Origin of the sequence: Symbiopectobacterium purcellii (genome assembly GCF_052050035.1) — a bacterium.
Taxonomy (GTDB): Bacteria; Pseudomonadota; Gammaproteobacteria; order Enterobacterales; family Enterobacteriaceae; genus Symbiopectobacterium; species Symbiopectobacterium purcellii_A.
In genome coordinates this window covers 2050594-2074701 of record NZ_CP189882.1, presented here as the reverse complement: position 1 = coordinate 2074701, position 24108 = coordinate 2050594, and the positions used below count along the sequence as shown (strand labels likewise).

Annotated in this window: 22 protein-coding genes and 7 pseudogenes; 10 read left to right on the top strand and 19 right to left on the bottom strand. The window is 52.2% G+C overall.

The genetic code is table 11. The features are described 5' to 3' along the window. Positions 1 to 11 precede the first annotated feature (11 nt). The 6 genes and pseudogenes from nhaA to ACQGXV_RS15080 form a co-directional block, all read right to left on the bottom strand. The gene (gene nhaA, locus ACQGXV_RS15105; RefSeq protein ID WP_440866797.1) at positions 12 to 797 is read right to left on the bottom strand and encodes a Na+/H+ antiporter NhaA; all 786 of its coding nucleotides are present in this window, start codon (positions 795 to 797) and stop codon (positions 12 to 14) included. A 136-nt stretch (positions 798 to 933) separates the two neighbouring features. Beyond that, entirely contained in the window at positions 934 to 1443 is a 510-nt protein-coding gene (locus ACQGXV_RS15100) for an ATP-binding protein (RefSeq protein WP_440866796.1), read from the bottom strand. A gap of 469 nt (positions 1444 to 1912) precedes the next feature. Continuing rightward, positions 1913 to 2332: pseudogene (locus ACQGXV_RS15095) on the bottom strand (NADPH-dependent FMN reductase); the annotation flags it as partial. A 49-nt stretch (positions 2333 to 2381) separates the two neighbouring features. Then, entirely contained in the window at positions 2382 to 3416 is a 1035-nt protein-coding gene (locus tag ACQGXV_RS15090; protein ID WP_440866795.1) for an aldehyde dehydrogenase family protein, read from the bottom strand. Then, entirely contained in the window at positions 3319 to 3774 is a 456-nt protein-coding gene (locus ACQGXV_RS15085; protein ID WP_440866794.1) for an aldehyde dehydrogenase family protein, read from the bottom strand. Before ACQGXV_RS15085 ends, ACQGXV_RS15090 begins: the two co-directional genes overlap by 98 nt. Positions 3775 to 3943: 169 nt before the next feature. Then, positions 3944 to 4081 (bottom strand): annotated as a pseudogene (locus ACQGXV_RS15080) (IS5/IS1182 family transposase); the annotation flags it as partial. A 73-nt stretch (positions 4082 to 4154) separates the two neighbouring features. Here ACQGXV_RS15080 and ACQGXV_RS15075 point away from each other — a divergent pair. Beyond that, positions 4155 to 4648: pseudogene (locus ACQGXV_RS15075) on the top strand (transposase); the annotation flags it as partial. Positions 4649 to 4707: 59 nt separating this feature from the next. On the opposite strand, the pseudogene ACQGXV_RS15070 reads toward ACQGXV_RS15075, so the two are convergent. From ACQGXV_RS15070 to ACQGXV_RS15055, 4 genes and pseudogenes are all read right to left on the bottom strand, one after another. Further along, positions 4708 to 5472: pseudogene (locus ACQGXV_RS15070) on the bottom strand (IS5 family transposase); the annotation flags it as partial. Between the two features lie 14 nt (positions 5473 to 5486). Next, a complete protein-coding gene (locus ACQGXV_RS15065; protein WP_440867440.1) occupies positions 5487 to 6020 on the bottom strand; it encodes an IS630 family transposase in 534 nt (177 codons plus the stop codon). After that, positions 5944 to 6309, bottom strand: a complete 366-nt coding sequence (locus tag ACQGXV_RS15060; RefSeq protein WP_440862584.1) for an IS630 transposase-related protein — start codon at positions 6307 to 6309, stop codon at positions 5944 to 5946. The genes ACQGXV_RS15065 and ACQGXV_RS15060 overlap by 77 nt, the downstream gene beginning before the upstream one ends. A 36-nt stretch (positions 6310 to 6345) precedes the next feature. Continuing rightward, positions 6346 to 6513, bottom strand: a pseudogene (locus ACQGXV_RS15055) (transposase); the annotation flags it as partial. A 97-nt stretch (positions 6514 to 6610) separates the two neighbouring features. Here ACQGXV_RS15055 and ACQGXV_RS15050 point away from each other — a divergent pair. From ACQGXV_RS15050 to agp, 3 genes and pseudogenes are all read left to right on the top strand, one after another. Then, positions 6611 to 7036, top strand: a pseudogene (locus ACQGXV_RS15050) (IS3 family transposase); the annotation flags it as partial. Positions 7037 to 7100: 64 nt separating this feature from the next. Beyond that, complete coding sequence (locus ACQGXV_RS15045; protein WP_440866792.1) at positions 7101 to 8312, top strand: IS256 family transposase; 1212 nt, start codon at positions 7101 to 7103, stop codon at positions 8310 to 8312. Between the two features lie 120 nt (positions 8313 to 8432). Continuing rightward, entirely contained in the window at positions 8433 to 9686 is a 1254-nt protein-coding gene (agp, locus tag ACQGXV_RS15040) for a bifunctional glucose-1-phosphatase/inositol phosphatase (RefSeq protein ID WP_440866790.1), read from the top strand. Between the two features lie 339 nt (positions 9687 to 10025). On the opposite strand, the gene ulaR is transcribed toward agp, so the two are convergent. Then, on the bottom strand, positions 10026 to 10781 hold the full coding sequence (ulaR, locus tag ACQGXV_RS15035) for an HTH-type transcriptional regulator UlaR (RefSeq protein ID WP_440867439.1): 756 nt from the start codon (positions 10779 to 10781) through the stop codon (positions 10026 to 10028). Between the two features lie 165 nt (positions 10782 to 10946). Beyond that, complete coding sequence (ulaG, locus tag ACQGXV_RS15030) at positions 10947 to 12011, bottom strand: L-ascorbate 6-phosphate lactonase (RefSeq protein WP_440866789.1); 1065 nt, start codon at positions 12009 to 12011, stop codon at positions 10947 to 10949. A 485-nt stretch (positions 12012 to 12496) separates the two neighbouring features. Between ulaG and ACQGXV_RS15025 the strand changes: the two are divergent. After that, positions 12497 to 13666, top strand: a pseudogene (locus ACQGXV_RS15025) (IS256 family transposase). A 4-nt stretch (positions 13667 to 13670) separates the two neighbouring features. Here the strand turns inward: ACQGXV_RS15025 and ACQGXV_RS15020 are convergent. Further along, positions 13671 to 14645, bottom strand: a complete 975-nt coding sequence (locus ACQGXV_RS15020) for an IS30 family transposase (protein ID WP_440866788.1) — start codon at positions 14643 to 14645, stop codon at positions 13671 to 13673. Between the two features lie 512 nt (positions 14646 to 15157). Here ACQGXV_RS15020 and ACQGXV_RS15015 point away from each other — a divergent pair. Beyond that, the gene (locus tag ACQGXV_RS15015; protein ID WP_440866787.1) at positions 15158 to 15862 is read left to right on the top strand and encodes an FAD-dependent oxidoreductase; all 705 of its coding nucleotides are present in this window, start codon (positions 15158 to 15160) and stop codon (positions 15860 to 15862) included. A 68-nt stretch (positions 15863 to 15930) separates the two neighbouring features. After that, a protein-coding gene (locus ACQGXV_RS15010; protein WP_440866786.1) for an IS3 family transposase occupies positions 15931 to 17096 on the top strand; the annotation gives its coding sequence in 2 pieces (ribosomal slippage) (positions 15931 to 16174 and positions 16174 to 17096; 1167 coding nt in all). 145 nt (positions 17097 to 17241) lie between these two features. Here the strand turns inward: ACQGXV_RS15010 and ACQGXV_RS15005 are convergent. Continuing rightward, positions 17242 to 17799: a DcrB family lipoprotein gene (locus ACQGXV_RS15005; protein WP_440866785.1), complete on the bottom strand. Its 558-nt coding sequence runs from the start codon at positions 17797 to 17799 to the stop codon at positions 17242 to 17244. 151 nt (positions 17800 to 17950) lie between these two features. Then, positions 17951 to 18637 (bottom strand): 7-cyano-7-deazaguanine/7-aminomethyl-7-deazaguanine transporter, encoded by a 687-nt coding sequence (locus ACQGXV_RS15000; protein WP_440866784.1) that lies wholly within the window; start codon positions 18635 to 18637, stop codon positions 17951 to 17953. Positions 18638 to 18936: 299 nt separating this feature from the next. Between ACQGXV_RS15000 and tusA the strand changes: the two genes are divergently transcribed. Beyond that, entirely contained in the window at positions 18937 to 19179 is a 243-nt protein-coding gene (gene tusA / locus ACQGXV_RS14995; RefSeq protein WP_440866783.1) for a sulfurtransferase TusA, read from the top strand. Positions 19180 to 19190: 11 nt separating this feature from the next. On the opposite strand, the gene ACQGXV_RS14990 is transcribed toward tusA, so the two are convergent. Both ACQGXV_RS14990 and ACQGXV_RS14985 read right to left on the bottom strand, forming a co-directional pair. Then, positions 19191 to 21548 carry a zinc/cadmium/mercury/lead-transporting ATPase gene (locus tag ACQGXV_RS14990; protein WP_440867438.1) on the bottom strand — a complete coding sequence of 786 codons (2358 nt, stop codon included), beginning with the start codon at positions 21546 to 21548 and terminating at the stop codon, positions 19191 to 19193. Between the two features lie 90 nt (positions 21549 to 21638). Next, the gene (locus tag ACQGXV_RS14985) at positions 21639 to 22268 is read right to left on the bottom strand and encodes a lysoplasmalogenase (protein ID WP_440866782.1); all 630 of its coding nucleotides are present in this window, start codon (positions 22266 to 22268) and stop codon (positions 21639 to 21641) included. A gap of 181 nt (positions 22269 to 22449) precedes the next feature. Between ACQGXV_RS14985 and ACQGXV_RS14980 the strand changes: the two genes are divergently transcribed. Both ACQGXV_RS14980 and ACQGXV_RS14975 read left to right on the top strand, forming a co-directional pair. Beyond that, entirely contained in the window at positions 22450 to 22770 is a 321-nt protein-coding gene (locus ACQGXV_RS14980; RefSeq protein WP_440866781.1) for a DUF1820 family protein, read from the top strand. Continuing rightward, positions 22770 to 23123: a DUF2500 family protein gene (locus ACQGXV_RS14975; protein ID WP_440866780.1), complete on the top strand. Its 354-nt coding sequence runs from the start codon at positions 22770 to 22772 to the stop codon at positions 23121 to 23123. Before ACQGXV_RS14980 ends, ACQGXV_RS14975 begins: the two co-directional genes overlap by 1 nt. A gap of 2 nt (positions 23124 to 23125) precedes the next feature. Here the strand turns inward: ACQGXV_RS14975 and ACQGXV_RS14970 are convergent, their stop codons facing one another. Both ACQGXV_RS14970 and rsmD read right to left on the bottom strand, forming a co-directional pair. Continuing rightward, positions 23126 to 23419: a DUF1145 family protein gene (locus tag ACQGXV_RS14970; protein WP_440866779.1), complete on the bottom strand. Its 294-nt coding sequence runs from the start codon at positions 23417 to 23419 to the stop codon at positions 23126 to 23128. Beyond that, positions 23406 to 24023, bottom strand: coding sequence for a 16S rRNA (guanine(966)-N(2))-methyltransferase (gene rsmD / locus ACQGXV_RS14965; RefSeq protein ID WP_440866778.1), 618 nt, complete (start codon positions 24021 to 24023; stop codon positions 23406 to 23408). The genes ACQGXV_RS14970 and rsmD overlap by 14 nt, the downstream gene beginning before the upstream one ends. Positions 24024 to 24108 lie beyond the last annotated feature (85 nt).

Below are 24108 nucleotides of genomic sequence, written 5' to 3'. Positions count from 1 at the left end.
GGCAGAGAGCCTCAGAGGGAATGGGGCACCGGGGTGATCAGCCCCAAGACGACGCCCGCTAATGTCGGATGCGCTCCCGTGAGCAAAAAGCCCAACCAGACGATGATGCCGGGAATGACATAGGCCCACGCCGATCCAATACCAATCTTCTGTAGCCCAAACACCAGCAATACGCCCACCAGTACGGGGAGCAAGCCGTGGTATTCAAGCCCACCGGAGTAGAAGAACGCGATAATCAAGACGGCAATAATGTCATCGATAATGGCTAGCGCCAGCAAAAACACCCGCACATTGCCGGGAATGCCTTTCCCCAACAGTGCCAGCACACCGACGGCAAACGCGATATCCGTTGCCGTCGGCACCGCCCAGCCTTGTTGCTGCAACGGCGCGCTGTTCAAACTCAGATAGATCAGCGAGGGTACTATCACGCCGCCCACGGCGGCAGCGATCGGAAGCATAGCTTGCCGCAGGCTGCTCAGCGCACCTTCGTGAATTTCACGACGGATCTCCATGCCGACCACTAAGAAGAACAGGGTCATAAAGGCGTCGTTGATCCAGAAATGCAGTGAATGCGCGATTTCCGTGTTGCCAATGCTAAAAGAGATCGGTAGATGCCACAGCGCATGGTAGCTTTCCGCCCACGGCGAGTTGGCCCAAACCAATGCCGTAGCAGCAGCCACAAGCAGCACAATGCCGCTTACCGCTTCAATATGGAGAAAACGTTCAAGGGTGGCGAAAGCACGTTCCGCCAAACGCTGAGCACGAGGAATGCCCTGCGGGGACAGGTGTCGATTCATGGTTGTTATCACTCCGCGTGGCGGCCCGACCAACGCACAAACCTGTTTCACCACAACATGTGGCTAACACCCGTCACCTTTTTACCGACAATGTTGGATGAGTTCAAGTATTTTACATTGATTTACAGGCTATTTATTAAGAAGATTCCACCATTTCCGGCACCGGCGACAGGGGAAGTTGAACCGTAAAACAGGCTCCCCCTTCTGGCCGATTTGCTGCACTGATCTCCCCGTGATGAAGCATCACGATCGCACGACAAATCGCTAATCCCATCCCTACGCCCGGAATGGAGGACTCCTCATTGCCCCGGGTGAATTTCTCAAAAATATGCTGTTCGCTGCCCGAGGTGATTCCGGGGCCATCGTCCCATACCTCGATCCTGATTTTCCCCGGCAACGCACGAGCACGAATGCCTATCGCCCGCGTTCTGCCCGCGTATTTCAATGCGTTTGCCAGCAAGTTCGCGAATACCCGTTCCAGCAGCGCACCATCGGCCTGAAGCAACACTATCTCCTGCGGCAGATCCAATTGCACCGCTTCGGCGGGCAGAAGTGCTTCAAGGGATTTCAGCGCGCCGCCAATCACCTCATCCAGCGCGACCCAATCGGTTTGCAGACGGAAGCCTTCTCCTTCAATACGAGCCATATCCAGCATGTTGTTCACCAGGCGAATGGTACTCAGCGTTTGCAGGGCTTTGTTGAATAATTTAACCGTTTGATTTACATCTTCTTTAGTTAGAATGCATTTACAGAGAATGTATTTTGTTAGAACGACAAATCAAATAGTTAGCACAATAAAAAGCATTCCGAGAGGAAAAATTAGTCGTTGAAATTTTATAATGCTTATATAAATCAGTATCTTAAATTATTCAACAAAGCCTATTTATACCAGCGTTAACACAGGGCAAGACGTCTCGACGGGTGTGAATAGGCCTGTACCGCCTTTAAGCAGGACGGTACAGGCAGTAATGCGTTGATTAGTGGGTGGCTTTGATTGCCGCGACCAACGTGTTCATCTGTTCGCCGATCAGTGCCGCAATTTTTTCGTCATGCAAATTGCCCTGATCGTCAAAACCGCCAGCAATGCGTTAGCAAACACTTCCGGCTTGTTATAGCTAAGCGACATTATTTTGATAACAGCCAGCTATGCTTCTTTGCCATATATCAGGGCATCGGCTGTAATCATTTTTAAGTCGGTTGGCTATAAGCGGTTGCAGATTCAGGAACACGGCGCTTTGGCGCAGGTGATACTGCGCGCGCGAGGTTCCCATACCGCCGCCAGCCCCCATCAGCGCTACGGGTTTGCCGCTCAGCGGTTGGCTGTCTGGCAGTCGTGAAAGCCAGTCGAGGATGTTTTTCAATGCCGGTGCCACGGAGTAGTTGTACTCGGTGCAGGCAAAGACAAACCCGTCAGCCTGTTGCGCCTGACGCGCGATGCGCTGCACGGCAGCGGGGATCTCGGTCAGATCGGCATTGTAGAACGGTACATCCAGCAGATCGGCGATCTCGAGGGTGGTATCCTCTGGCACAGCGGCTTGCGCTGCCCGCGATGCCCAATAGTCGTAGGGTGCTCATGGTATTTCCTTAAAATTCAGCATCAATATCAACAACAGAAATCAGCTTGTGGTTCACAAACTCTTTAATGCCCAGTCCGGTCAGTTCGCGGCCATACCCAGAACGGAGGATACCGCCAAACGGCAGATCGGCCTTCACGCGGGTTGGGTGTTTGACGTACACCATCCCGGTGGACAGGCGAGCAGCAACCTCAGCACCATGTTTGCAGTTACGGGTGAACACTGAACCCCCGAGACCGAATTGTGAATCGTTGGCAATACGTACCGCATCATCTTCATCTTTAGCACGGAACAGCATAGAGACCGGGCCAAAAAATTCCATATGGTAGGCGGGATTGTCCGGCGTAACGTCGGTAAGTATAGTCGGCTGTACGAAGGCACCCTTGGTCGGCACTTTCGGGCCTACTTCCAATGCGGTTGCGCCGTGCGACACCGCCAGTTGAATCTTCTGTCTTACTTCATCAGCGGCCTGTTGGGAAGAGAGCGGGGCCAGCGTGGTGTTCTCATCCAGCGGATCGCCGGTGCGCAACGCAGCAACGCCCTGGGTGTAGCGATCGAGAAACGCGTCATACACGGCGTCTTCAATGATCATGCGTTTGGAAGAGACGCACACCTGTCCGCCGTTCCAGTGGCTGCCAAACACGGCCCACTTGACGGTTTTCTCCAGTTCGGCATCTTTCAACACCACGAAAGCATCGGCACCGCCCAATTCCAGCGTGGATTTCTTCAGGGCAAGTGCGGCCTGCTGGGCAACGGTGGCGCCCGCGCCTTCTGAACCGGTCAAGGCTACGCCCTGCACACGCGGATCGTTGAGGATCATTTCGATGTGCTTGCGGGTGGCATACAGATTAGTAAATGCCCCTTTAGGTAAACCGGCGTCATGCATCAGTTTTTCAAACCGGGCTGCACTTTGTGGCACGTTGGAAGCATGCTTCAACAGAATGGTGTTACCGGCAGAAAGTTGCGGTGCGATGATGCGAGCGATCTGATAGTAAGGGAAATTCCACGGCTCGATAGCGAGCAGCACGCCCAGCGGTTCGTGCACGATCTGCGCGGTTTGCTTCTTTCGGGTTGGCGACGGGCAGCGTTTCGGGGGCCAGCAGCCCTTCCGCATGCTTAACGTAGTACTCGAAAATTTGAGCGGATAGTTCCACTTCGGCTCGTGCTTCTGCGACCAGCTTGCCCATTTCCAGCGTCAGCAGTCGCGCCATTTCTTCTTTATGTTGACGTAGCAGTGTGGCAGCTTTTTGTAGAATGGCCCCTCGGGTGGAAAACGGGGTTTCTTTCCATGCCAGGAAAGCGTTGTGTGCTTGACTGATGGCGTCAGTGACTTCTGCGTCAGTGGCGTCAGGGAACGTTTTAATGACTTCACCCGTGTACGGGTTGATAGTGGCATATCCCACGGTAAACCTCCTGAAAACAAACTGTTCAAGATGCCCGTCCTACTTCAAGTTGCAGACGCGTTGGCTGCGCTCACTCACCCGAATCACTGACTTGAGTAAGGTCATCGGGGTTCCTGCACTTGCCGCCTTCCTGCAACTCGAATTATTTAGGGCACATGTTGCTTAGAACCTATCCCAAAAGGATTTTATTCCAGACAATGATGCCGCAGGTAAAATGCAGCATCGCCTCATAATTTTCGACTTTCTTCTCCCAGCGAGTCAGAACCCGACGAAAGCGATTCATCCAGCTGTGCGTTCTCTCCACTATTGTAGTGGCATACTGAATTTGGCCACCTAAGTAGAGGTGATATGCTTACCTCATAATTTTTATAGGTGCCAAAATGAGTAAAATAATTACTGCTGAATTTAAATGTGAAACCGCCAAATTAGTCCTTGACCAAAATTATACCTACCAGGAAGCCGCGAAAGCCATGAACGTCAGTCTTTCAGCGATTAGCCGGTGGGTAAGAGCCCTTCGTTTAGAACGTCAAGGGAAAACATCGCCTGGTCTGCCATTAACACCTGAACAAATTGAGTTCAGAGAAATGAAGAAAAAAATCCACCGACTGGAAATGGAGAATGCCATCTTAAAAAAGGCTACTGCGCTCTTAATGTCCGACTCACTGAAAAATTCTCGGTAGTTGAAAAGCTAAGAGCGCTTTATCCAGTGAAAGCGTTGTGTCGTATTTTTAATGTTCACCGAAGCAGTTATCGCTATTGGTGTCGACCTAAGGAGCCAGATATTGAGCGGACGATAAAACGTAGCCTGGTCAGCGAAGCGTGGAACGTTAGTGTCGGGTCTGCGGGCGCAAGGACTATCGCCACGATGGTTACCAATGGCTTTGTTGAATAAATCAGAATTAGCCGACAGGATGACTCCCTCTGCTACACCTGTTATCCTATCCTGACGCTGTGTGGCATACCCAACAACGTCATACGGTTCAGCGCTTTGACCATCGCTATGGCTTCACCTACTTGAGCCTCATAGTCACGCAGGCTCAGATGGCCACCCAGCAAAGTTTTTATGCGGAACATCGCTGTTTCTGCCACTGAACGCCGGTGATAACCCACTTTCTTTTTCCACATATCATTACTCCCGCTCAGACGCTGATTCGCCACCGCATGGTTACGTTCATGGTACTTGTCCGGCCAGTATTTGGCTCCGCTTCGCGGCGGGATAAGGGGCCTGATTTTCTTTCTTAGCAACGCATCGTGGCAGTAACGGGCGTCATAAGCACCGTCTGCTGACACTTCCCTGATTTTTCGGTGGGTTTGGTTAATCAGGCCCGGCAGTGCCTGCGCATCTGTCGTTCCGCTGAGCGATAAGTCGGCACAGATAATCTCATGCGTCGCACTGTCTGCTGCCAGATGAAGCTTGCGCCACACTCTTCGTCTGTCAGCCCCATGCTGCCTGACTTTCCATTCACCTTCGCCAAAGACCTTCAGACCGGTACTGTCGATGACCAGATGCGATATTTCACCACGCGTTGGCGTTTTTATGCTGATACTGACGGTTTTTGCCCGCCGACTGACCAGAGAGTAGTCCGGGCAGCGCAGTGGCAGGCTCATCAGTGTAAAAACCGAGTCGACAAAGCCCTGTAATGCCCGGAGCGACAGGTTAAACACGCGCTTTATCATCAAAACCGTGGTATAGCCAAGCGACTTAATTTTGATTACACCATATGGACTGAGAACAAACTCTCTGTATCGCAACCCATCTCTCTTTTTTTGCTTTTTGCTTGTGCCCATTTATGCTCAATTGGGTTAAGATCTGGCGAATATGTAGGCAAATACTCCACCATATACCCTGCATCGATGATGACTTGTTGAATATTATGTTTTTTGTGAAAAGTGGCATTGTCCATCATGATTACACTGTTTTTAGGGAGTACTGGGATAAGGACTTGTGTGACCCAGGCATAGAAAACATCGCTGTTAATATTGATATCAAATAATCCGATAGCAAACAGCGTTGTGCCTAATAAAGCGCCGATAACATTTGTTCTTCCCCTAGCTCCCCAGTTCTTCAGGCCAAAACACCGTTGACCTTTTGGGGAATAGCCGTGAGTCCGTGGGGCATAGTGTGAAAAACCACTTTCATCAATAAAAACAATAGGTTTACCTTCTTTTTCATACTGTTGTTTTTTTTGTTGAAATCCCTGCCGGGCGTTTTCGTCGGCTTTCGGATGACGTAGAGTTTTTTTTATAGGTCAATCCCAGCTTTTTAAGCGCTTGCCAAATGGCCTTCTGACAAACGCCAAAACGCTCTGCACGTTCTTTTTGGTAAGCATCTGGATATTGTTCAACATCTTTTATCAACTCGGATTTATCGATCTTTCGCTGACGCGTGGTCGATGCTTTTGACTCTATTTGATTAATCCAACGCGATACAGAGGCAGGGCCAATCCGAAATTGCTTCGCTGTTTCTCGGATACTCAACCCTTCGTTTTTCCGTGTAGATATCACTTTACGTCTAAAATCAATTGAATAGCTCATTTAAATAATGTAATCAAAATTAAGTCGTTTAGCTATAACAGCCATATCGGTGTAGTAAAGCGGCCGACCACGACCTTCAGGCGAAGAACTGTCAGTCCATGCAGCGATGGCCGACTCATCAAGCCAGACCGTCAGGGAGCCGCGTTGTCTGAGTGCTTTGTTGTAGGTGGGCCAGTTGGTGATTTTAAACTTTTGCTTTGCCATGGGGAGCTGCTATCGGGAGCGATGATAGTGCTTTGATCCGGCGATCCCCTGAAAGTTCGATTTATTCAACAAAGCCGTTACCAATACACACGACGTGAAACTTGGGCGGTGGTTAGCGGGTAAGTTGATGAAAGAATTAACCCTCGTTAGTTGCCAAACAAGAAAACATCAATACAACCGCGGTGGAAATGAACGTATTGATATTCCAAATCTGCTCAATAGGCAGTTCGCTGTTACCAAGCCTGACCAGGTTTGGTGCGGCGATGTAACCTATATTTGGACAGGCGACCGATGGGCGTATCTGGCGGTGGTATTAGATTTATTTGCCCGAAAACCCGTGGGTTGGGCAATGTCGTTTTCGCCAGATTTAGAATTAACAGCCAAAGCACTACAAATGGCTTGGGAACTGCGTGGGCATCCGAAACAAGTCATGTTTCATAGTGACCAAGGAAGCCATTACACCAGTCGTCAGTATAGGCAGGCATTGTGGCGTTATCAGATGACCCAAAGTATGAGTCGCAGGGAAATGAGAGTGTAAAAAGATCTGTGTAAATGGCATTTTGAGGAAAACCTTCAGAGGACAAAAAATGCCTATCAGCAACGAACTTATTGACCAACTGCTTCAGGATTGCCACTCCCCTCAGGAGCTTCTGGGTGAATCAGGCCTACTCAAGGAGCTGACTAAAAGACTGGCGGAACGGGTTCTTCAAGCTGAGATGGAGATACACCTTGGGTATGCTAAGCATGACCCGGCTGGTAATCATTCAGGCAACTCCCGCAATGGCAAGACCTCCAAGAGCGTACGTAGCCAAAATGGGGCGCTCGAGCTCGATATTCCGCGCGACCGCAACAGTACCTTCGAGCCGACACTGATCGGTAAGCACGAAAAGCAGCTTAACGGCTTCGATGACCGCATTATTTCTCTCTATTCCAGAGGGCTATCAACCCGTGATATTCAGGCTCACTTTAAAGAAGTCTACGGGGTCGATGTTTCCGCTGGCTTCATTTCTCAAGTGACCAATGCCGTGATGGATGACGTTAAGCGCTGGCAGCAACGGCCGCTGGATGCGTTTTATCCCATTGTTTACCTTGACTGTATTGTGGTCAAAAGCCAGGACGGCGGAGCCGTGACCAACAAGTCTGTTTACTTGGCTCTAGGCATCAACGGCAAGGGCGAAAAAGAGCTGCTGGGGCTATGGATAGCCAAAACCGAGGGGGCCAAGTTCTGGTTATCTGTAATGATAGAACTGAAAAATCGTGGGCTACAGGACATCTTCATCGCCTGCTGCGATGGCCTGAACGGCTTTCCTGATGCCATTGAAGCTGTTTACCCGCATACGCGGGTACAGCTCTGCATCGTGCATCAGGTGCGGAACTCGCTGCGCTACGTCGGCTGGAAAGAGCGTAAAGCCGTTGCTGCTGACCTCCGCACTATCTATAGTTCCGCAACGCTAGAGGGCGCTGAAGAGGCCCTGGATGCCTTCGCGGCCAAATGGGATGAACAGTTCCCGACGATCAGCCCATCGTGGAGAAATAATTGGGAACGTCTCATCGTCATTTTTGATTTTCCGCCGGAGATCCGCAAGGTTATCTACACCACCAACGCGATAGAGTCGTTAAATGCTTCATTGCGCAAGATAACGAAAACGCGACGAATATTTCCAACGGATGACTCGGTGCTAAAATTATTCTATCTAGCCTTGCATAATATCTCGGCTAAATGGACCCTACCAATCAGAGACTGGAAACCGGCTATGAGCCAATTCATGTTGATGTATGGAGATCGGATTTCCGGTTAAGCGATGGAACCATTTACACGAAATTCTTTACAGACTCCCATGATGAGAAAGATCGCGTTTTCACGCATCCGTTACGCGAGTCAGGCGCACACATGCTATTCACTCAACAGGAGCATCGCTATGTCTTTACAACGAAAAGTACTGTTTTGTCTCCCGCTGTTACTGCCCGCAGCGCTCACTTTCCCAGCCGCCGCACATGATGGCTACACGCTCGAACAGGTCGTGGTGTTTAGTCGTCACGGCTTGCGCGCCCCGTTAGCCAGCCCGAGCAGCGCACTCGGCAAGGTCACGCCCGATGCCTGGCCACAGTGGGATACCCCCAGCAGTTACCTGACCACGCGCGGCGGCGTGCTGGAAGCCTATTTCGGCCACTATTTTAGCGAATGGCTGGTAGATAACCGCCTGCTGGCTGCCGATACCTGCCCGACGGATAAAGACGTCTCGTTCTATGCCAACAGCCTGCAACGCACCATCTCTACCGCACAATATTTCGCCGTGGGCGCGTTCCCCGGTTGTCTGGTGCCGGTAGTACACAAAGAAAAATTGGGTACGATGGATGCCACCTTTAACCCCATCATCCGCAATGACAGCGCCACGTTTAAACAGCAGGCCATCGACTCCATTAATCAAAAATCCGGTCAAGGTGGGGTGAAAGGGCTCAATGAACGGCTGAAACCGGTGTATCAGCAGATGGCCGAGATCATTCGCTACAAGGATTCCGCCAACTGCAAGCAGGATAAACAGTGCGACCTGATGGCTCAGGAAACTGACGTGAAGATTGAGGCAGGTAAAGAGCCGGGTGTTGTGGGTCCGCTGAGAACCGGCACCTCGATTGCTGATGCCTTTATTCTGCAATACTACGAAGGCACACCGATTAACCAGATCGGCTGGGGGCGCATCAAAGATGAGAAGCAACTGGCTGATTTGGTCTCGATCAAAGAGTACTACAACAGCGTAGTATTTAGTGCACCGGTGGTTGCCAAAGCCGTCTCGGCCAATCTGGTCAAAGCGCTGTCCGGTTCGTTTGGCGAGCAGCAGCCCAAATTCACCTTCCTGGTCGGCCACGATTCAAACGTCGCGTCTCTGCTCTCCGCACTGGGCGTGAAACCGTACCACCTGCCGCACCAATTGGAAACCACGCCGATCGGCGGCAAGGTAGTGTTCCAACGCTGGCGCGATAACGCCAATAACAAGGCGCTGTTGAAAGTGGAATACGTGTATCAATCGACTGAACAGCTCGCTACGCTGGCACCACTGAACCGTGCCAATCCCCCGCAGCGTGTGACGCTAACGCTTAGCGAGTGTCCGACTAACGACAAAGGCTTCTGTTCGTTCGAGGACTTCGAGCGCATCACGACTGCGCTTACAAAATAAGCTATTTGGGGCAAACCTTGGTGCCGCATCTCTGTGAGTAAGGTGAATATTTCGTGCGCGTGAGCCAACGTCGTTATCTGCAACCGTTGCAGCACGCGCCCGACACGAGGCGCTCAATCACCGCCGCCTCGTGACTCAAGGCTTTTCGCGGAGCATCACGCCGCTGCGCGGTGCCTTCGGCGTTCGTGCCCACTATCGGGCCGTCCCCGACGCGTTCCAGACGCGGCGGGGACTTTTGCGGCATCCATGCCGCTCACCCGGCGGCCACGCGCACCTCAGCGTGATTTTTTTACGCGAGTGCAATCAAAAGACAACAAACGTCTTCTTTAGCACCTGCGATTACACCAGTATCACCTCAACACCTTGTGCTCGCAGTTGCTCAACAATAGTGGCGTCAGCCTGCTTCCCAGTGATCACCACGTCAATCTGATCGGCACGGCGAAACAGCATGCCCGCACGTTGACCCACTTTACTGCTGTCCACGACCACCGCCAGTTTGCCGACGTAGCTCAGCATCTTTTGCTCCGCCATCGCCGTCAGCATATCGGTTTTATACAGCCCTTCCGTCGTCAGCCCTTTAGCGCTGGTGAACATCCAGTGACCGGCATACAATCTCGCATCCCCTTCCTGAGGCGCCAGGGTGATCGACTGTCTCTTGTTGTACTGCCCCCCCATGATCACTACGCTTTCGTGCTCTTGCTCAATCAGGAAATTCGCCAATGGCAGATAGTTGGTAATCACCTGAATATCACGCCCGACAATCTCCCGCCCCAGCAAAAACGCCGTTGACCCACAGTTAATCACCACGCTTTCACCGGGGTTGCACAGCGCGGCGGCCGCCTGCGCGATGCGCATCTTCTCATCCAGATTCTGCGCCTTATAGATATTGAGCGGTGTCCAGGCCGGGCGCGGCAGGTTAACGGCCTCAGCGCCGTTGCGCACTTTGCGCAATTTGCCCAATTCATTGAGTTTGTTGATGTCGCGACGCGCAGTGGCGGGAGAAACGTCAAAATTCACGATCAGATCGGAGACGGTGAGTTGCCCCTGACGTTGCAGAAAATCAATGATGGCATGATGGCGCTGAGATTCAGTCATAGGTCGTCCGGTAACAAGAAGCGGCGCGTCATGGCGTCGACGTGAAAAGTTTACATCATAATTTATCATAAATGCGCATCAATCATCATATGCCCGCAATAATTCGCGTCGAAGTATGACAGGCATAGCGCGACGTGTTTGCCACGTCGCGCACTCGATCGCAAATTACAGGAAAGATTTGAACGGCAGATCGGGTTCCGTGGTGAAGCAGTCGTCAAAGCCGCGCGGATAGTGATATTCCAGATTATCTTTGTCCAACGGCCAGGTAAATTTGCCACCGACTTGCCAGATAAAGGGTTTGAAACCGTATTGTAGGCGGTCTTTTTTCATCTCCCACAGCACGCGAATTTCCTGCGGATCAGCTTGAAAATTCGACCAAATATCATGGTGGAAGGGAATAACTACCTTGGCATTTAACGCCTCGGCCATGCGTAGGATATCCGCGCTGGTCATCTTGTCGGTAATACCGCGCGGGTTTTCTCCGTATGAGCCCAACGCCACGTCAATGTCATACTCATTGCCGTGTTTAGCGTAGTAGTTGGAATAGTGGGAATCACCGCTGTGATACAGATTGCCCCCGGGGGTTTTGAACAGGTAGTTCACCGCGCGCAGATCCATACTATCCGGCAGCACGCCCGCTGCTTTTTGTTCCACCGGCAGGGTGATCAATGCGGTGCGGTCAAACGCATCTAACGCATGGATCTCAATATCTTTAATACGGACAACCAGGCCCGGTTTCACCACGATGCAACGCTCGCGCGGCACTCCCCAGCCCACCCAGAGATCCACGCAGCTCTGAGGACCAATAAAGGGCACTTCCGCGCTGCAATTTTTCAGCACGGCGGCGGCGACATTGACGTCAATGTGGTCGTTATGGTCGTGCGTCGCCAAAATGGCATCCACCTGGCAGATAGCGAACGGATCCAGCACAAACGGCGTGGTGCGCAAGTTAGGTTGCAATTTTTTCACCCCCGCCATGCGCTGCATCTGGTGCCCGTTTTTCATCAAAGGGTTACCGTGACTCTGCTTGCCGGTGCCGCACCAGAAATCGACACAAATATTGGCCCCACCCTCTGATTTCAACCAAATCCCGGTACAACCCAGCCACCACATGGCGAAGGTGCCAGCGGCAACCTGCTCTTGTTCGATCTCTTCATTCAACCAGGTGCCCCATTCCGGGAAGGTGCTCAGGATCCAGGATTCGCGGGTAATGGTTTCTATCTTGCTCATGGCTTGACCTCATCATTAATCGGCAATTAAAAAATTACAAGTAATCATAAAAAGATTAAACACGATAACTTAACACCAATCTATCACCGTTAAATCGCACTGACAATCACTTAAAGTGATAAAAGAATCATGAAAATTCACATCAAGATCAAATAATGCAAAACATAAAAAACACAACCAAATGAATAATATATAAAAAATAAAACATGAGTATTGAGTGATCGGCTTTGTTGAATAATTTAACCGTTTGATTTACATCTTCTTTAGTTAGAATGCATTTACAGAGAATGTATTTTGTTAGAACGACAAATCAAATAGTTAGCACAATAAAAAGCATTCCGAGAGGAAAAATTAGTCGTTGAAATTTTATAATGCTTATATAAATCAGTATCTTAAATTATTCAACAAAGCCTGAGTGATCTTAAGGAGAGTGTAAAAAGATCTGTGTAAATGGCATTTTGAGGAAAACCTTCAGAGGACAAAAAATGCCTATCAGCAACGAACTTATTGACCAACTGCTTCAGGATTGCCACTCCCCTCAGGAGCTTCTGGGTGAATCAGGCCTACTCAAGGTGCTGACTAAAAGACTGGCGGAACGGGTTCTTCAAGCTGAGATGGAGATACACCTTGGGTATGCTAAGCATGACCCGGCTGGTAATAATTCAGGCAACTCCCGCAATGGCAAGACATCCAAGAGCGTACGTAGCCAAAATGGGGCGCTCGAGCTCGATATTCCGCGCGACCGCAACAGTACCTTCTAGCCGGCACTGATCGGTAAGCACGAAAAGCAGCTTAACGGCTTCGATGACCGCATTATTTCTCTCTATTCCAGAGGGCTATCAACCCGTGATATTCAGGCTCACTTTAAAGAAGTCTACGGGGTCGATGTTTCCGCTGGCTTCATTTCTCAAGTCACCAATGCCGTGATGGATGACGTTAAGCGCTGGCAGCAAAGGCCGCTGGATGCGTTTTATCCCATTGTTTACCTTGACTGTATTGTGGTCAAAAGCCAGGACGGCGGAGCCGTGACCAACAAGTCTGTTTACTTGGCTCTAGGCATCAACGGCCAGGGCGAAAAAGAGCTGCTGGGGCTATGGATAGCCAAAACCGAGGGGGCCAAGTTCTGGTTATCTGTAATGACAGAACTGAAAAATCGTGGGCTACAGGACATCTTCATCGCCTGCTGCGATGGCCTGAAGGGCTTTCCTGATGCCATTGAAGCTGTTTACCCGCATACGCGGGTACAGCTCTGCATCGTGCATCAGGTGCGGAACTCGCTGCGCTACGTCGGCTGGAAAGAGCGTAAAGCCGTTGCTGCTGACCTCCGCACTATCTATAGTTCCGCAACGCTAGAGGGCGCTGAAGAGGCCATGGATGCCTTCGCGGCCAAATGGGATGAGCAGTTCCCGACGATCAGCCCATCGTGGAGAAATAATTGGGAACGTCTCATCGTCATTTTTGATTTTCCGCCGGAGATCCGCAAGGTTATCTACACCACCAACGCGATAGAGTCGTTAAATGCTTCATTGCGCAAGATAACGAAAACGCGACGAATATTTCCAACGGATGACTCGGTGCTAAAATTATTCTATCTAGCCTTGCATAATATCTCGGCTAAATGCCCCATTCCCACTCGAAACGCAACAAAACGGTAGAGGGTTATGCCACCAGTAAGTGCGTTAAAAATACCTCATTGGGGGAACGATAGCCCAGCGATTTTCTGCCCCTTGTATTGAGTATGTGTTCGAGTTCGGCAATCTTACGATGACTGACCTGACTGAAGTCTGTTCCCTTTGGGTAAAAACGTCGTATCAGCCCGTTGGTGTGCTCATTCAAGCCCCTCTCCCAGGAATGATAAGGATGGGCAAAGTAGACCTGCGCCCCTGTGATTTGAGTAATTTGCTCGTGCAGAGCGAATTCAGGGCCGTTATCAGCTGTTAGGGTCTTAAACTTGCAAAAGGTATTAGCTTCAATGTCCCTGAAAGCAGCAACCACAGTCTCCGCACGCTTATTAGGCAGTTTGCGAATGATGACGGTTTTCAATGCGTTATCTACGATGGTTAACAAGAATGACTTCTGGTCTTTGCCAAAAACAGTGTCAATTTCGAAGTGGCCAGGCTCCTGTTTAAGCTCGGCTTGAGCTGGGCGATACTCAATACCAACACGGTTGGGAATAGGGCCTGATTTGAGGTTTTCGGCATTGTACCTGTAACGTTTTCCCCGATGAGGAAGTTGCTGATATAGCTCCCCGCCAGCCTGTCTCTCCTGCAGGATATAGCGATATAGCGTATTCTTGCTGACAGGTATACCGAATTCCAGGTGCAAACGGCCACTGATGATTTCAGGTGAAGAGTGAGTGGAAAGCGCCTGCCTGATGAAGTTCTGAATGTGTGGCTCCAACGGGTAAAAAGCATTGTTTGGCAGAGGCTTATGACGGCGTTCCCGGGCCAGAGTGTCCGCCCTTCTACAGCAGTAGACACCATTGAAAGTAGGGTCGGTATTGCGTCTGAGTTCCCTGCTGATGGTCGAGCGAGGCAGAGCACGCTCTCTGGCGATGGTAGCTTGGTTGACACCTTCACCACGCCGCTTTTCGATGTAGAACCGTTCTTTCTGAGTCAGATGTTTTCCCTGCATGCAACAGGCTCTCCAGTATGGCCAGAACGGTGATTTTATCCGACTCTGGCAAGTGGGTCACTTTGTTGCGTTTCGAGTGGGAATGGGGCGGGTCTTGCGCACGCGCGCCCAATTCCCCAAACGACCGGCATCCCGTCAGAAACAGACAGAATGTAAGCATCATAACAGAACTGATTTTTATCATTTTTCTTCCTTGAAACTGGGTTTTAGGCGTTATCGGATAAATTGTTTTTTTCTTTATGACACCGATTCCCTACATTGGGCGACGCTTCACGTTTAATCCCTTACTTTTCATGGTGAAATAACGCATCATCGCCGACTCAAGGCGCGAGCGCCCGTCGTATTCTGCCTGCTCGCTGCACCACGCCAATTTTCGTTATCTTTTGATTGTATTGTATTTTTTCTCAGCTCGATTCGATGTTTCTGAACATGGAGATAATCTTATGAGTAAAAACACCAAGCAAGACCCAACTCCCCAGGGGCGCCGTCATTTCCTTAAATCTACCGGTATCATGATGGGCGCGTTAGGGGGCATGGCGCTGTCTCGCCCTGCTGCTGCCGTTGCACCACCCGCACCGGTGCCGCAGAACTGGGATACTACTGTGGATGTGCTGATTATTGGCACAGGTTTCGCCGGATTAGCCGCCGACATTGAAGCGCGTAACGCCAAGGCGAATGTGCTGATTATCGAGAAAATGGCGCTGTTTGGCGGAAACTCGATACTCAACGGCGGGGATCTGTCGGCGGCAGGCTCCAGCATGCAGCAGGCGCTGGGCATCAAGGATTCCCCGGAGCTGATGTATCAGGACATGATGAAAGCGGGAAATTGGCTGAACTACCCCGAACTGGCGCGCACCATCGCCGATCACTCGGTGGAGGCGCTGGAGTGGGCCAAAAGCCTCGGCGCTGAGTTTGATCGGGTCAACTATCATGGCGGCCACGCGGTGAAGCGCGCCCACCAACTGAAGGAGCGTTCCGGTTCCGGGCTGGTGGTGAAACAGTACCAGAAGGCCAAAGCACTGGGCGTGGTGATTGAACAGCGCACTAAGCTGGAGCGGTTGATTATTGACAAACAAGGACGTGTGCTCGGGGCAGAAGTGCGGCGTGGCTATAAGTTTCCCGATGATGCTTCCGGCTCCGTCGCGTTTATCCGTGCAACCAAAGGGGTGGTGCTGGCATCCGGCGGCTTCTCCCAAGGCGTTGCGTTACGGCTGTAGTGGCATACTGAATTTGGCCACCTAAGTAGAGGTGATATGCTTACCTCATAATTTTTATAGGTGCCAAAATGAGTAAAATAATTACTGCTGAATTTAAATGTGAAACCGCCAAATTAGTCCTTGACCAAAATTATACCTACCAGGAAGCCGCGAAAGCCATTAACGTCAGTCTTTCAGCGATTAGCCGGTGGGTAAGAGCCCTTCGTTTAGAACGTCAAGGGAAAACATCGCCTGGTCTGCCATTAACACCTGAACAAATTGAGTTCAGAGAAATGAAGAAAAAAATCCACCGACTGGAAATGGAGAATGCCATCTTAAAAAAGGCTACTGCGCTCTTAATGTCCGACTCACTGAAAAATTCTCGGTAGTTGAAAAGCTAAGAGCGCTTTATCCAGTGAAAGCGTTGTGTCGTATTTTTAATGTTCACCGAAGCAGTTATCGCTATTGGTGTCGACCTAAGGAGCCAGATATTGAGCGGACGATAAAACGTAGCCTGGTCAGCGAAGCGTGGAACGTTAGTGGCGGGTCTGCGGGCGCAAGGACTATCGCCACGATGGTTACCAATACACACGACGTGAAACTTGGGCGGTGGTTAGCGGGTAAGTTGATGAAAGAATTAACCCTCGTTAGTTGCCAAACAAGAAAACATCAATACAACAGCGGTGGAAATGAACGTATTGATATTCCAAATCTGCTCAATAGGCAGTTCGCTGTTACCAAGCCTGACCAGGTTTGGTGCGGCGATGTAACCTATATTTGGACAGGCGACCGATGGGCGTATCTGGCGGTGGTATTAGATTTATTTGCCCGAAAACCCGTGGGTTGGGCAATGTCGTTTTCGCCAGATTCAGAATTAACAGCCAAAGCACTACAAATGGCTTGGGAACTGCGTGGGCAGCCCAAACAAGTCATGTTTCATAGTGACCAAGGAAGCCATTACACCAGTCGTCAGTATAGGCAGGCATTGTGGCGTTATCAGATGACCCAAAGTATGAGTCGCAGAGGAAATTGTTGGGATAATAGTCCGATGGAGCGATTCTTCCGTAGTCTGAAGACTGAATGGGTGCCAACGACTGGCTACCAAAGCTTTAGTACTGCTCAATCATCCATTATTCGCTACATAACCCATTATTATAGCGATGTCAGACCTCACTGGTATAACGGTGGGTTAACACCAAATGAATCAGAACGGCTGTTCCATCAACAGTCAGGTAGGGTGGCCAAATTTAGTTGACCACTACAGGGGTGCATGGCGCGGTGCGTCTGGGCAGCGTTGCCATGACGGATTGCATCGTGTTTGGGCGCATTGCGGGGAAAAACGTGGTCAAGGCGATCTGAGCGTATCAAGAAGATAGGCCGCGTAAGCGGCCTCATCATCATTACTTCAACGTCAGCGTGCGAATGATGCTTTCGGCTTCGGTTTGCGCCGCTTGCTGATTATCAGCAGGCAGCGTGATTTGCAGCGTCAACAGTTGGTTCGCCACGTTCCCCAGCAGCACGGAAGAGTAAACCTGCTTGCCGCTGCCACTGTTGGAGATGCTATCGAGCTGTTGCAGCGCATGGCCGTTAATCTCAACGGCTTTATTGGTCACTACCTGCAAGTTGGCATCGCGGGCGCGTTGCTGATCTTCAAGGCGCTGTGTCAATACCGGCAGGGTTTCGTTGCTGCTATCGCCCAGAATGACAATCACGGCGCGCTGGCCATTATCGTTGGCGTAGACATGCATGTTGTTGGATTGCGAACCCACTTTTCCACTTTGATCATGCATATCCGCAGGCAGCGTGAACGTGATGTTGCCAGACAGCAGCGAGATGGTTTGACTGGCGGCTTGCGCGGCCGGGGCATCGTGTCCTGCATTGTCGTCTTTCTTACCGTCGCAGGCGGCCAAAAGTGCGGCAAGCAACGTAATTCCAAGATATTTCACTAGCTTCGGCATAAGCGTCCTTCTCTGTTATCAGGCATGCACGGGTAAACCGCTATATCGCACCCTATTCACTGGTGAAACTCAAGCGTTTTGTTGTCACAAAACCTATTTAGGACGGTTCCTGAGATAGCCCTTCCACACGCGGTGGAGGGGCTATCAGCCATCAGCGCCATTGTTCAGCCGACGTCGGCTCGCGCAATGCGGGATGACTGTGGGATTCGCTCAAACGCTTGAGGAGCATATTGAGCATCACGCCGTACATCGGTAAGAAGAATAATAGACTAATCAGCAGTTTGAAGGTGTAATCGACCAAAGCGATCTCCACCCAGTTTGCCGCCATAAAAGCATCGGTACTGCGATAGAAGGCGATGAAGAAGAAGGCCAGCGTATCGCTTAAATTACCAAACAGCGTGGAGACCGTGGGCGCGACCCACCACGCCTTGCGCTGGCGCAGGCGGTTAAACACATGCACATCCAGAATTTGCCCCAGCACGTAGGCCATAAAGCTGGCGCACGCGATACGCGCAACCACGATATTGACGCTGGCGAGCGCACTGAACCCTTGCCACTCTCCCTGATAAAACAGCGCGGATACCACATAGGAAATCACCAGTGCGGGCACCATCACCGTTAGAATAATTCGGCGCGCCAACGGTGCGCCAAAGATACGCACGGTCAGATCGGTGGCCAGAAAGATAAACGGAAAGGTGAATGCCCCCCAGGTGGTGTGGAACCCGAAGATGGATATCGGCAACTGCACCAGATAATTACTGGAGGTAATGATCAAAATGTGAAACAACGACAGCCAGACAAGCGCGCTGAGCCGCTGCTGAGCAGTAAAATGAAACATGGCAATGTGACCTTTTTAGTGATTGGGGTGAGGGAACCCAAGTGGTGCCGTTAACAATGACATTATGGCACGTAATTCATGCTGCTTATTCAATGCGGCTGATACAGGGGTCAATACGACCGACACAAGGAGCAGCGCGCGGCATGATACGCTGTTAGGCGGGGATTGCAATGGCGAATTTATGCGCAATCGATATCGTAGGTTGCGCAGGAAAATCTGCGGCGTAAACTAGGGCGGTTTTGACGGCTGCCACACCGGGCGGTCGTTATCTTGCCCTTACGCCACTGCCGAGAATAATGATGACCGACACCTTCACCAACCCGGATAAAACCCTCGATGCACAGGGGCTGCGCTGCCCGGAACCGGTGATGATGGTTCGTAAAACCGTGCGTCAGATGGAGACAGGGCAGACGCTACTTATTCTGGCGGATGACCCGGCAACCACGCGCGATATACCGGGCTTTTGTGTCTATATGGAGCACGAGTTTCTGGCACAGGAGACGGCATCACTGCCCTACCGCTACCTCCTGCGCAAGAAGTAGCTTTTTTGCCGTTACCTCGCGTCTTGTGGTTTTTCGCGGCGCAATAAGCGCAGTGCATTGGCGGTTACCAGCGCCGTGGCACCGGAATCAGCCAGCACGGCGAGCCACAACCCGGTGATCCCCCACAGGCTGGTCACCAGAAAGATGGCTTTCAGCCCTAGCGCCAGGGTGATGTTTTGCCTGATATTGTTGCGCGTGGCGCGAGAAAGCCGAATCATGCCCGCCAGTTCGCTTAACCGATTATGCGTGAGCGCTGCATCGGCGGTTTCCAGCGCAACGTCACTGCCCCCACCCATAGCAATGCCGATCGCCGCCGATTTCATCGCTGGCGCATCGTTAATGCCATCGCCCACCATTGCCGTCGGATGGATCTGGTTCATCTCGCGCACAGCATCGACTTTGTCGGCAGGCAGTAGCCCTGCTTTATAGTCAATGCCTAACGTGGTCGCGATAGCTGCCGCTGAACGCGGATTATCACCGGTGAGCATGGTGCAGCGAATTCCCAGTGTGCGCAGTGCCTCAATCGCTTGCGGGGTATCTGCACGCAAGGTATCACGCAGTGCCAGCAAGCCAATGATGTGCGTTTCTTCCTGTACCACCACCACGGTTTTCCCGTCGTTTTCCAAGGAATGGATGCGATCACGCCAGTCGGCGTCGAGCGCCTCGGGTGAAATTTTAGCGGGGGCTTTGACGCTGAGGGTTTTGCCTGCGATGACGCCTTCAACCCCTACGCCTGCCAGTGCTCGCTGTGCCGTTGCCACTGGCAGCATCGGGGCAACCGTACGGGCATGCTGGACAATCGCTTTCGCCAGCGGGTGGTGTGAACCTGCCTCAATCGCTGCCGCGCGTGCCAGCAGCGCTGCCGTGCTCACGCCCTGCGCGGGTATCGCATCCGTCACCTGAGGCTTGCCCTGTGTCAGGGTGCCGGTTTTATCGAAGGCGATGGTATTGATGGTGCCCAGAATCTCCAGCGCCGCGCCGCCTTTAATCAGCGCACCGCGCCGGGCAGCGGCCGCCAGGCCAGAAGTGATAGCCGCCGGGGTGGAGATCACCAACGCACAGGGGCAACCGATGAGCAACAGCGTCAGGCCGCGATAAATCCACTCTTGCCAGGGCGCACCAAACAACAGTGGCGGTATCACGATGGTCGCCGCGGCGAGCAGCATGATGGCCGGGGTGTAATAGCGGCTAAAGCGATCGAGAAAACGCTCTATCGGCGCGCGGTGGCTCTCCGCTTCTTCAATTAAATGCAAAATGCGGTCGATGGCGCTGTTGCCCGGTTCGGAGATCACGAGCAACTGTATCAGGCGATCGACGATCAGGCTGCCTGCCGAGATTTTATCGCCCTGCTCACGCTCTACCGGCAGGGATTCCCCGGTCAATGCGCTTTCATCGAAGCTGGCATGGGGAACCAGCAGTTCGCCATCGGCGGGCAATCGGCTGCCCGGTGCCACTTCGATCACATCGCCGGTGCGCAGTGCTGCAATGCTGACCTGAGTTCGCTGACCGGCACGGATCAGCGTTGCGGTTTCTGGCATTAGCGCCATTAACGCGCTGACACCGCGACGGGCGCGCTGTGCGGCGTAGGCTTCCAGACGCTCTCCCAGCATAAACAGTAAAATAACCATGGTGGCTTCGCTGGTGGCACCAATCAACAAGGCACCTAGTGCGGCGACGCTCATCAGCGTTTCGATGGCAAAGGGCGTGCCGCTGCGAATCAGTTTAATCGCCTGTCCGAGCAGCGGTATCAGCCCCAGCAGCGTGGTGGCGATAAAGGCTATTTCTGAAGCGCGTGGTGAAAACAGCGAAAGTATCCCGCTGGCGGTGGTTAACATCGCAAACAGAATGAGAAAACCGTGTTCATGCAAGAGACGGCGTAAAGGGGACTCGGCGGGTGCGTGGGCTGTTGGGACGGTTGCGCCAGGGGACGTATCTTGCCAGGTAAACCCTGCGTGCTCTACGGCGCGTTGAATCTGTGTACGAATATCGGATTGTGCATCAACAATGAGTTTTTCGGTGGCGAAGCGAACGCTTGCTTGAATGACGCCGGGAAGCGGGGTGATGGCGTTTTCGATCTTTTTGGCGCAACTGGGGCAATCCATCCCGCGGATAATCCAGCTGAAGCGCACGCCGGAAGTGGGGGAGGCGTCACTGTCGCTGCCGTCGGGGTCGCCGGAATCGCCGCTCTCTCCACCGTCAGACGCGCTGTGTTCCGCGCTGGGTGTGGTGTCGCACGCAGAGATGGTTGTGGTGCTGTGTTTAACCGCACAGCAACTGCGATCGGCATGGCTACTGTGTTGCGCATGGCGCTGGCAGCAAGCGTTGGTACCTTGATCGTGGCAAGCGTGAGTCTGGTGATGAGAATGCATCATGCTCTCCTATTTGATGATAGTGGTTCTCATCCACGACTTTATCACTGCTGCCAGTAGCTGCACAGCGCTTTTGATATTCAGCGCTGATTAAAAGTAGAGCGCCCTTACGATTAAAAAATGGCCCGCGAAATAACCGGCAGCCACCATCGCCTGATGGGCCCGAAACGGAAAACGGTAATGGTGAATCAGCCAGACACTGTGGGCGATAAAGAGCAGTACGCTACCCGCAAACCAGGAGAGGTTATTACTGCTGCCAAGCGCAAAATACTGTTCTCCGGCGACCCACACCATGACCGCGTTCATCACGACAAATGCCACGACCGGCCAGCGCAGGGTGTCGAGCCGTGACCACAGGATGGCGAGCAGTATCACGATAATGACTAGCAGCAACAGTGGCAACGGCCAGAAAAACGTGAGTGACGCTTTTGCCACCAGAAACACGATGGTGTAGAGCAGATGGCAGGCGTAATAGGCCACGATGGCGAACAGCATGCGCTGCGTGGGCAGCAACAGCAGGATATCCGCAGCTAGCGTGGCTAACAGGCCGAGCACGATAAAGTAGCCGGTGACGCTCATCAGCGGCGTTTGCCAGGCCAGCGCCAGCAGCAGCGCGATGGTAATGGGCTTGAACAGCCAGCGTTGCCAGCCAGGTCCACGGTAGCTGGCATCGACGTAGAGCCAACCTGAAAACAGAACGGCAATAAACGACCAGAGCATAGGGTATCCTTATCACCTTATTGGATTTTTCATTATTGAGTGTAGGAGATCGCACGCGGGATGAACAACACGCTGTGTGACAAGTGCGAAGTCACGCGCTTCATGCTATGTTGGCGGAAATAATGATCGTTTTTTTGTATATATATCTTCGCGATACCATTGAAGGGGGGACGGTTTTTGCATGAGCAATGAGTCAGCGCTCTACCGGATTCAATTTATGAATAACGGCAAAAATTATCAGCTTTACGTGCGGGAGTTGGTGCAAAGCAGTCTGTTTGGTTTTATCGAGATTGCAGATTTTGTTTTCCACGGCCCCTCCACCCTGCTGGTGGATCCTTCCACCGAGAAGCTGAAAACGGAGTTTTCCGGCGTAAATCGCAGCTTTATTCCGCTGCAAGCGGTGATCCGTATTGATGCCGTGACGGATAAAGGGGCAGCCCGTATTTCCGAGTTGGGCGACAATGTCACTGCTTTCCCTTTCTTTTCTGGGAAAAAGCCCTGATGTCGTGGGAAATATCCCATTGGTGGTCTTTGGTTGTCAGCCTGATCCTGTTTTTGGGGTGGCGGCAGTTTTTGCGGCAACGACGCCAGCGCGCAGAGGACGATGCCGCACCGCTGCGTACGGTAACGGCCGAGATCGCCGCGCTGCGCGCCATACCGCTGGCGCGGGGCACGCGCGCGCAGCCGATGAATCCCGATCTTCCCGTGCGCTATGCGGCGACGTTTAGGCTATTGCCCGCAGGGGAAAACCTCATCTGCCGTCTGAGCGAGGCCCAATATCAGACGCTGGCGTTAGGTATGACGGGCAGATTGCAGGTACAGGGCTCACGCTTTGTGTCCTTCGTACCCGCGTAGGGCTATTTTTTTGTCCCGTCAGTGGGTTGAACACCCTTCATCTTTTTTTGCCACGCCAGCAGTTCAAACACCCCGAACAGGAAAATACGTGCTTCCAGCGCGCGGCTCAGTGGCCCCTGCTCTTTACCATGACTGGCCCGTAACAACAGCACCTGAAAACCGTGCATCAACAGCGTAGACCCCATCGCGACCATCATGAAGATGTTCAGCGGACGAGGAAAGGGCGCAATCAGGTTGGTAATTAAAAAGCCCCACACGCCGATCATCAATATCCGTCCCAGGTTAATCCAAATCATCGTCTGCCTCTTCATGCTGTGTGGTCGTAGCCTGGCGGATATACAGCCGATAAGCCACTTGTCCTGCCACTTTTTCGCGGTGTAGCGTCCAGGTTACGGGAATCTCGAGTTCACCATTTTCGGCCTCGGTTTCCACATAAATCCACGCCTCGGGTGCCAGCCAGCCCTGCTGTTCCAGCAAACAGAGCGTCTGGTTCAATAAATCCCGGCGAAAGGGGGGATCGAGAAACACCACGTCATAAGGTTCACCGGCCTGTTCCAGCCAGTTCAACGTATTGGTATTGATGATGCGGGCGTTGCTCGCTTTCAATAGCACCGCATTCTGTTCCAGTTGCCGGGCGATGCTGCGTTCGTTTTCCAGCAGGGTGACATGTGCCGCATAGCGCGACAGCGCTTCAAACCCTAATGCGCCACTGCCTGCGAAGCCATCCAGGCAACGGGCCTGCTGAATGACCGGCGCCAGCCAGTTAAACAGCGTTTCACGAACGCGATCGGTGGTGGGCCGGAGCCCAGGGCTGTCTGGCACGGGAAGTTTTCGTCCGCGCCACTGGCCGCCGATAATGCGGATTTGGCCTGCCTGTGCAGGTGAATTTTTTTTTGCCATCGTCTGTTTACTGTAGAACACCGGGTTGCCGGGTGCTGAGATTCGCTATTGGTAATAGGTAGGCGCTATTCTAACGAGGGTTAGG

What these genes read in the sequence shown, in the direction of transcription:
- ACQGXV_RS14970 (WP_440866779.1), bottom strand. Translation starts at nt 23,419, where the DNA reads ATGATTTGGATTAACCTGGGACGGATATTGATGATCGGCGTGTGGGGC.
- ACQGXV_RS14990 (WP_440867438.1), bottom strand. Translation starts at nt 21,548, where the DNA reads ATGCATTCTCATCACCAGACTCACGCTTGCCACGATCAAGGTACCAAC.
- tusA (WP_440866783.1), top strand. Translation starts at nt 18,937, where the DNA reads ATGACCGACACCTTCACCAACCCGGATAAAACCCTCGATGCACAGGGG.
- ACQGXV_RS15100 (WP_440866796.1), bottom strand. Translation starts at nt 1,443, where the DNA reads ATGGCTCGTATTGAAGGAGAAGGCTTCCGTCTGCAAACCGATTGGGTC.
- ACQGXV_RS15005 (WP_440866785.1), bottom strand. Translation starts at nt 17,799, where the DNA reads ATGCCGAAGCTAGTGAAATATCTTGGAATTACGTTGCTTGCCGCACTT.
- ACQGXV_RS15000 (WP_440866784.1), bottom strand. Translation starts at nt 18,637, where the DNA reads ATGTTTCATTTTACTGCTCAGCAGCGGCTCAGCGCGCTTGTCTGGCTG.
- ACQGXV_RS15015 (WP_440866787.1), top strand. Translation starts at nt 15,158, where the DNA reads ATGATGGGCGCGTTAGGGGGCATGGCGCTGTCTCGCCCTGCTGCTGCC.
- agp (WP_440866790.1), top strand. Translation starts at nt 8,433, where the DNA reads ATGTCTTTACAACGAAAAGTACTGTTTTGTCTCCCGCTGTTACTGCCC.
- ulaR (WP_440867439.1), bottom strand. Translation starts at nt 10,781, where the DNA reads ATGACTGAATCTCAGCGCCATCATGCCATCATTGATTTTCTGCAACGT.
- ACQGXV_RS15020 (WP_440866788.1), bottom strand. Translation starts at nt 14,645, where the DNA reads ATGCAGGGAAAACATCTGACTCAGAAAGAACGGTTCTACATCGAAAAG.
- ACQGXV_RS14980 (WP_440866781.1), top strand. Translation starts at nt 22,450, where the DNA reads ATGAGCAATGAGTCAGCGCTCTACCGGATTCAATTTATGAATAACGGC.
- ACQGXV_RS15045 (WP_440866792.1), top strand. Translation starts at nt 7,101, where the DNA reads ATGCCTATCAGCAACGAACTTATTGACCAACTGCTTCAGGATTGCCAC.
- ulaG (WP_440866789.1), bottom strand. Translation starts at nt 12,011, where the DNA reads ATGAGCAAGATAGAAACCATTACCCGCGAATCCTGGATCCTGAGCACC.
- ACQGXV_RS14985 (WP_440866782.1), bottom strand. Translation starts at nt 22,268, where the DNA reads ATGCTCTGGTCGTTTATTGCCGTTCTGTTTTCAGGTTGGCTCTACGTC.
- nhaA (WP_440866797.1), bottom strand. Translation starts at nt 797, where the DNA reads ATGAATCGACACCTGTCCCCGCAGGGCATTCCTCGTGCTCAGCGTTTG.
- rsmD (WP_440866778.1), bottom strand. Translation starts at nt 24,023, where the DNA reads ATGGCAAAAAAAAATTCACCTGCACAGGCAGGCCAAATCCGCATTATC.
- ACQGXV_RS14975 (WP_440866780.1), top strand. Translation starts at nt 22,770, where the DNA reads ATGTCGTGGGAAATATCCCATTGGTGGTCTTTGGTTGTCAGCCTGATC.
- ACQGXV_RS15060 (WP_440862584.1), bottom strand. Translation starts at nt 6,309, where the DNA reads ATGAGCTATTCAATTGATTTTAGACGTAAAGTGATATCTACACGGAAA.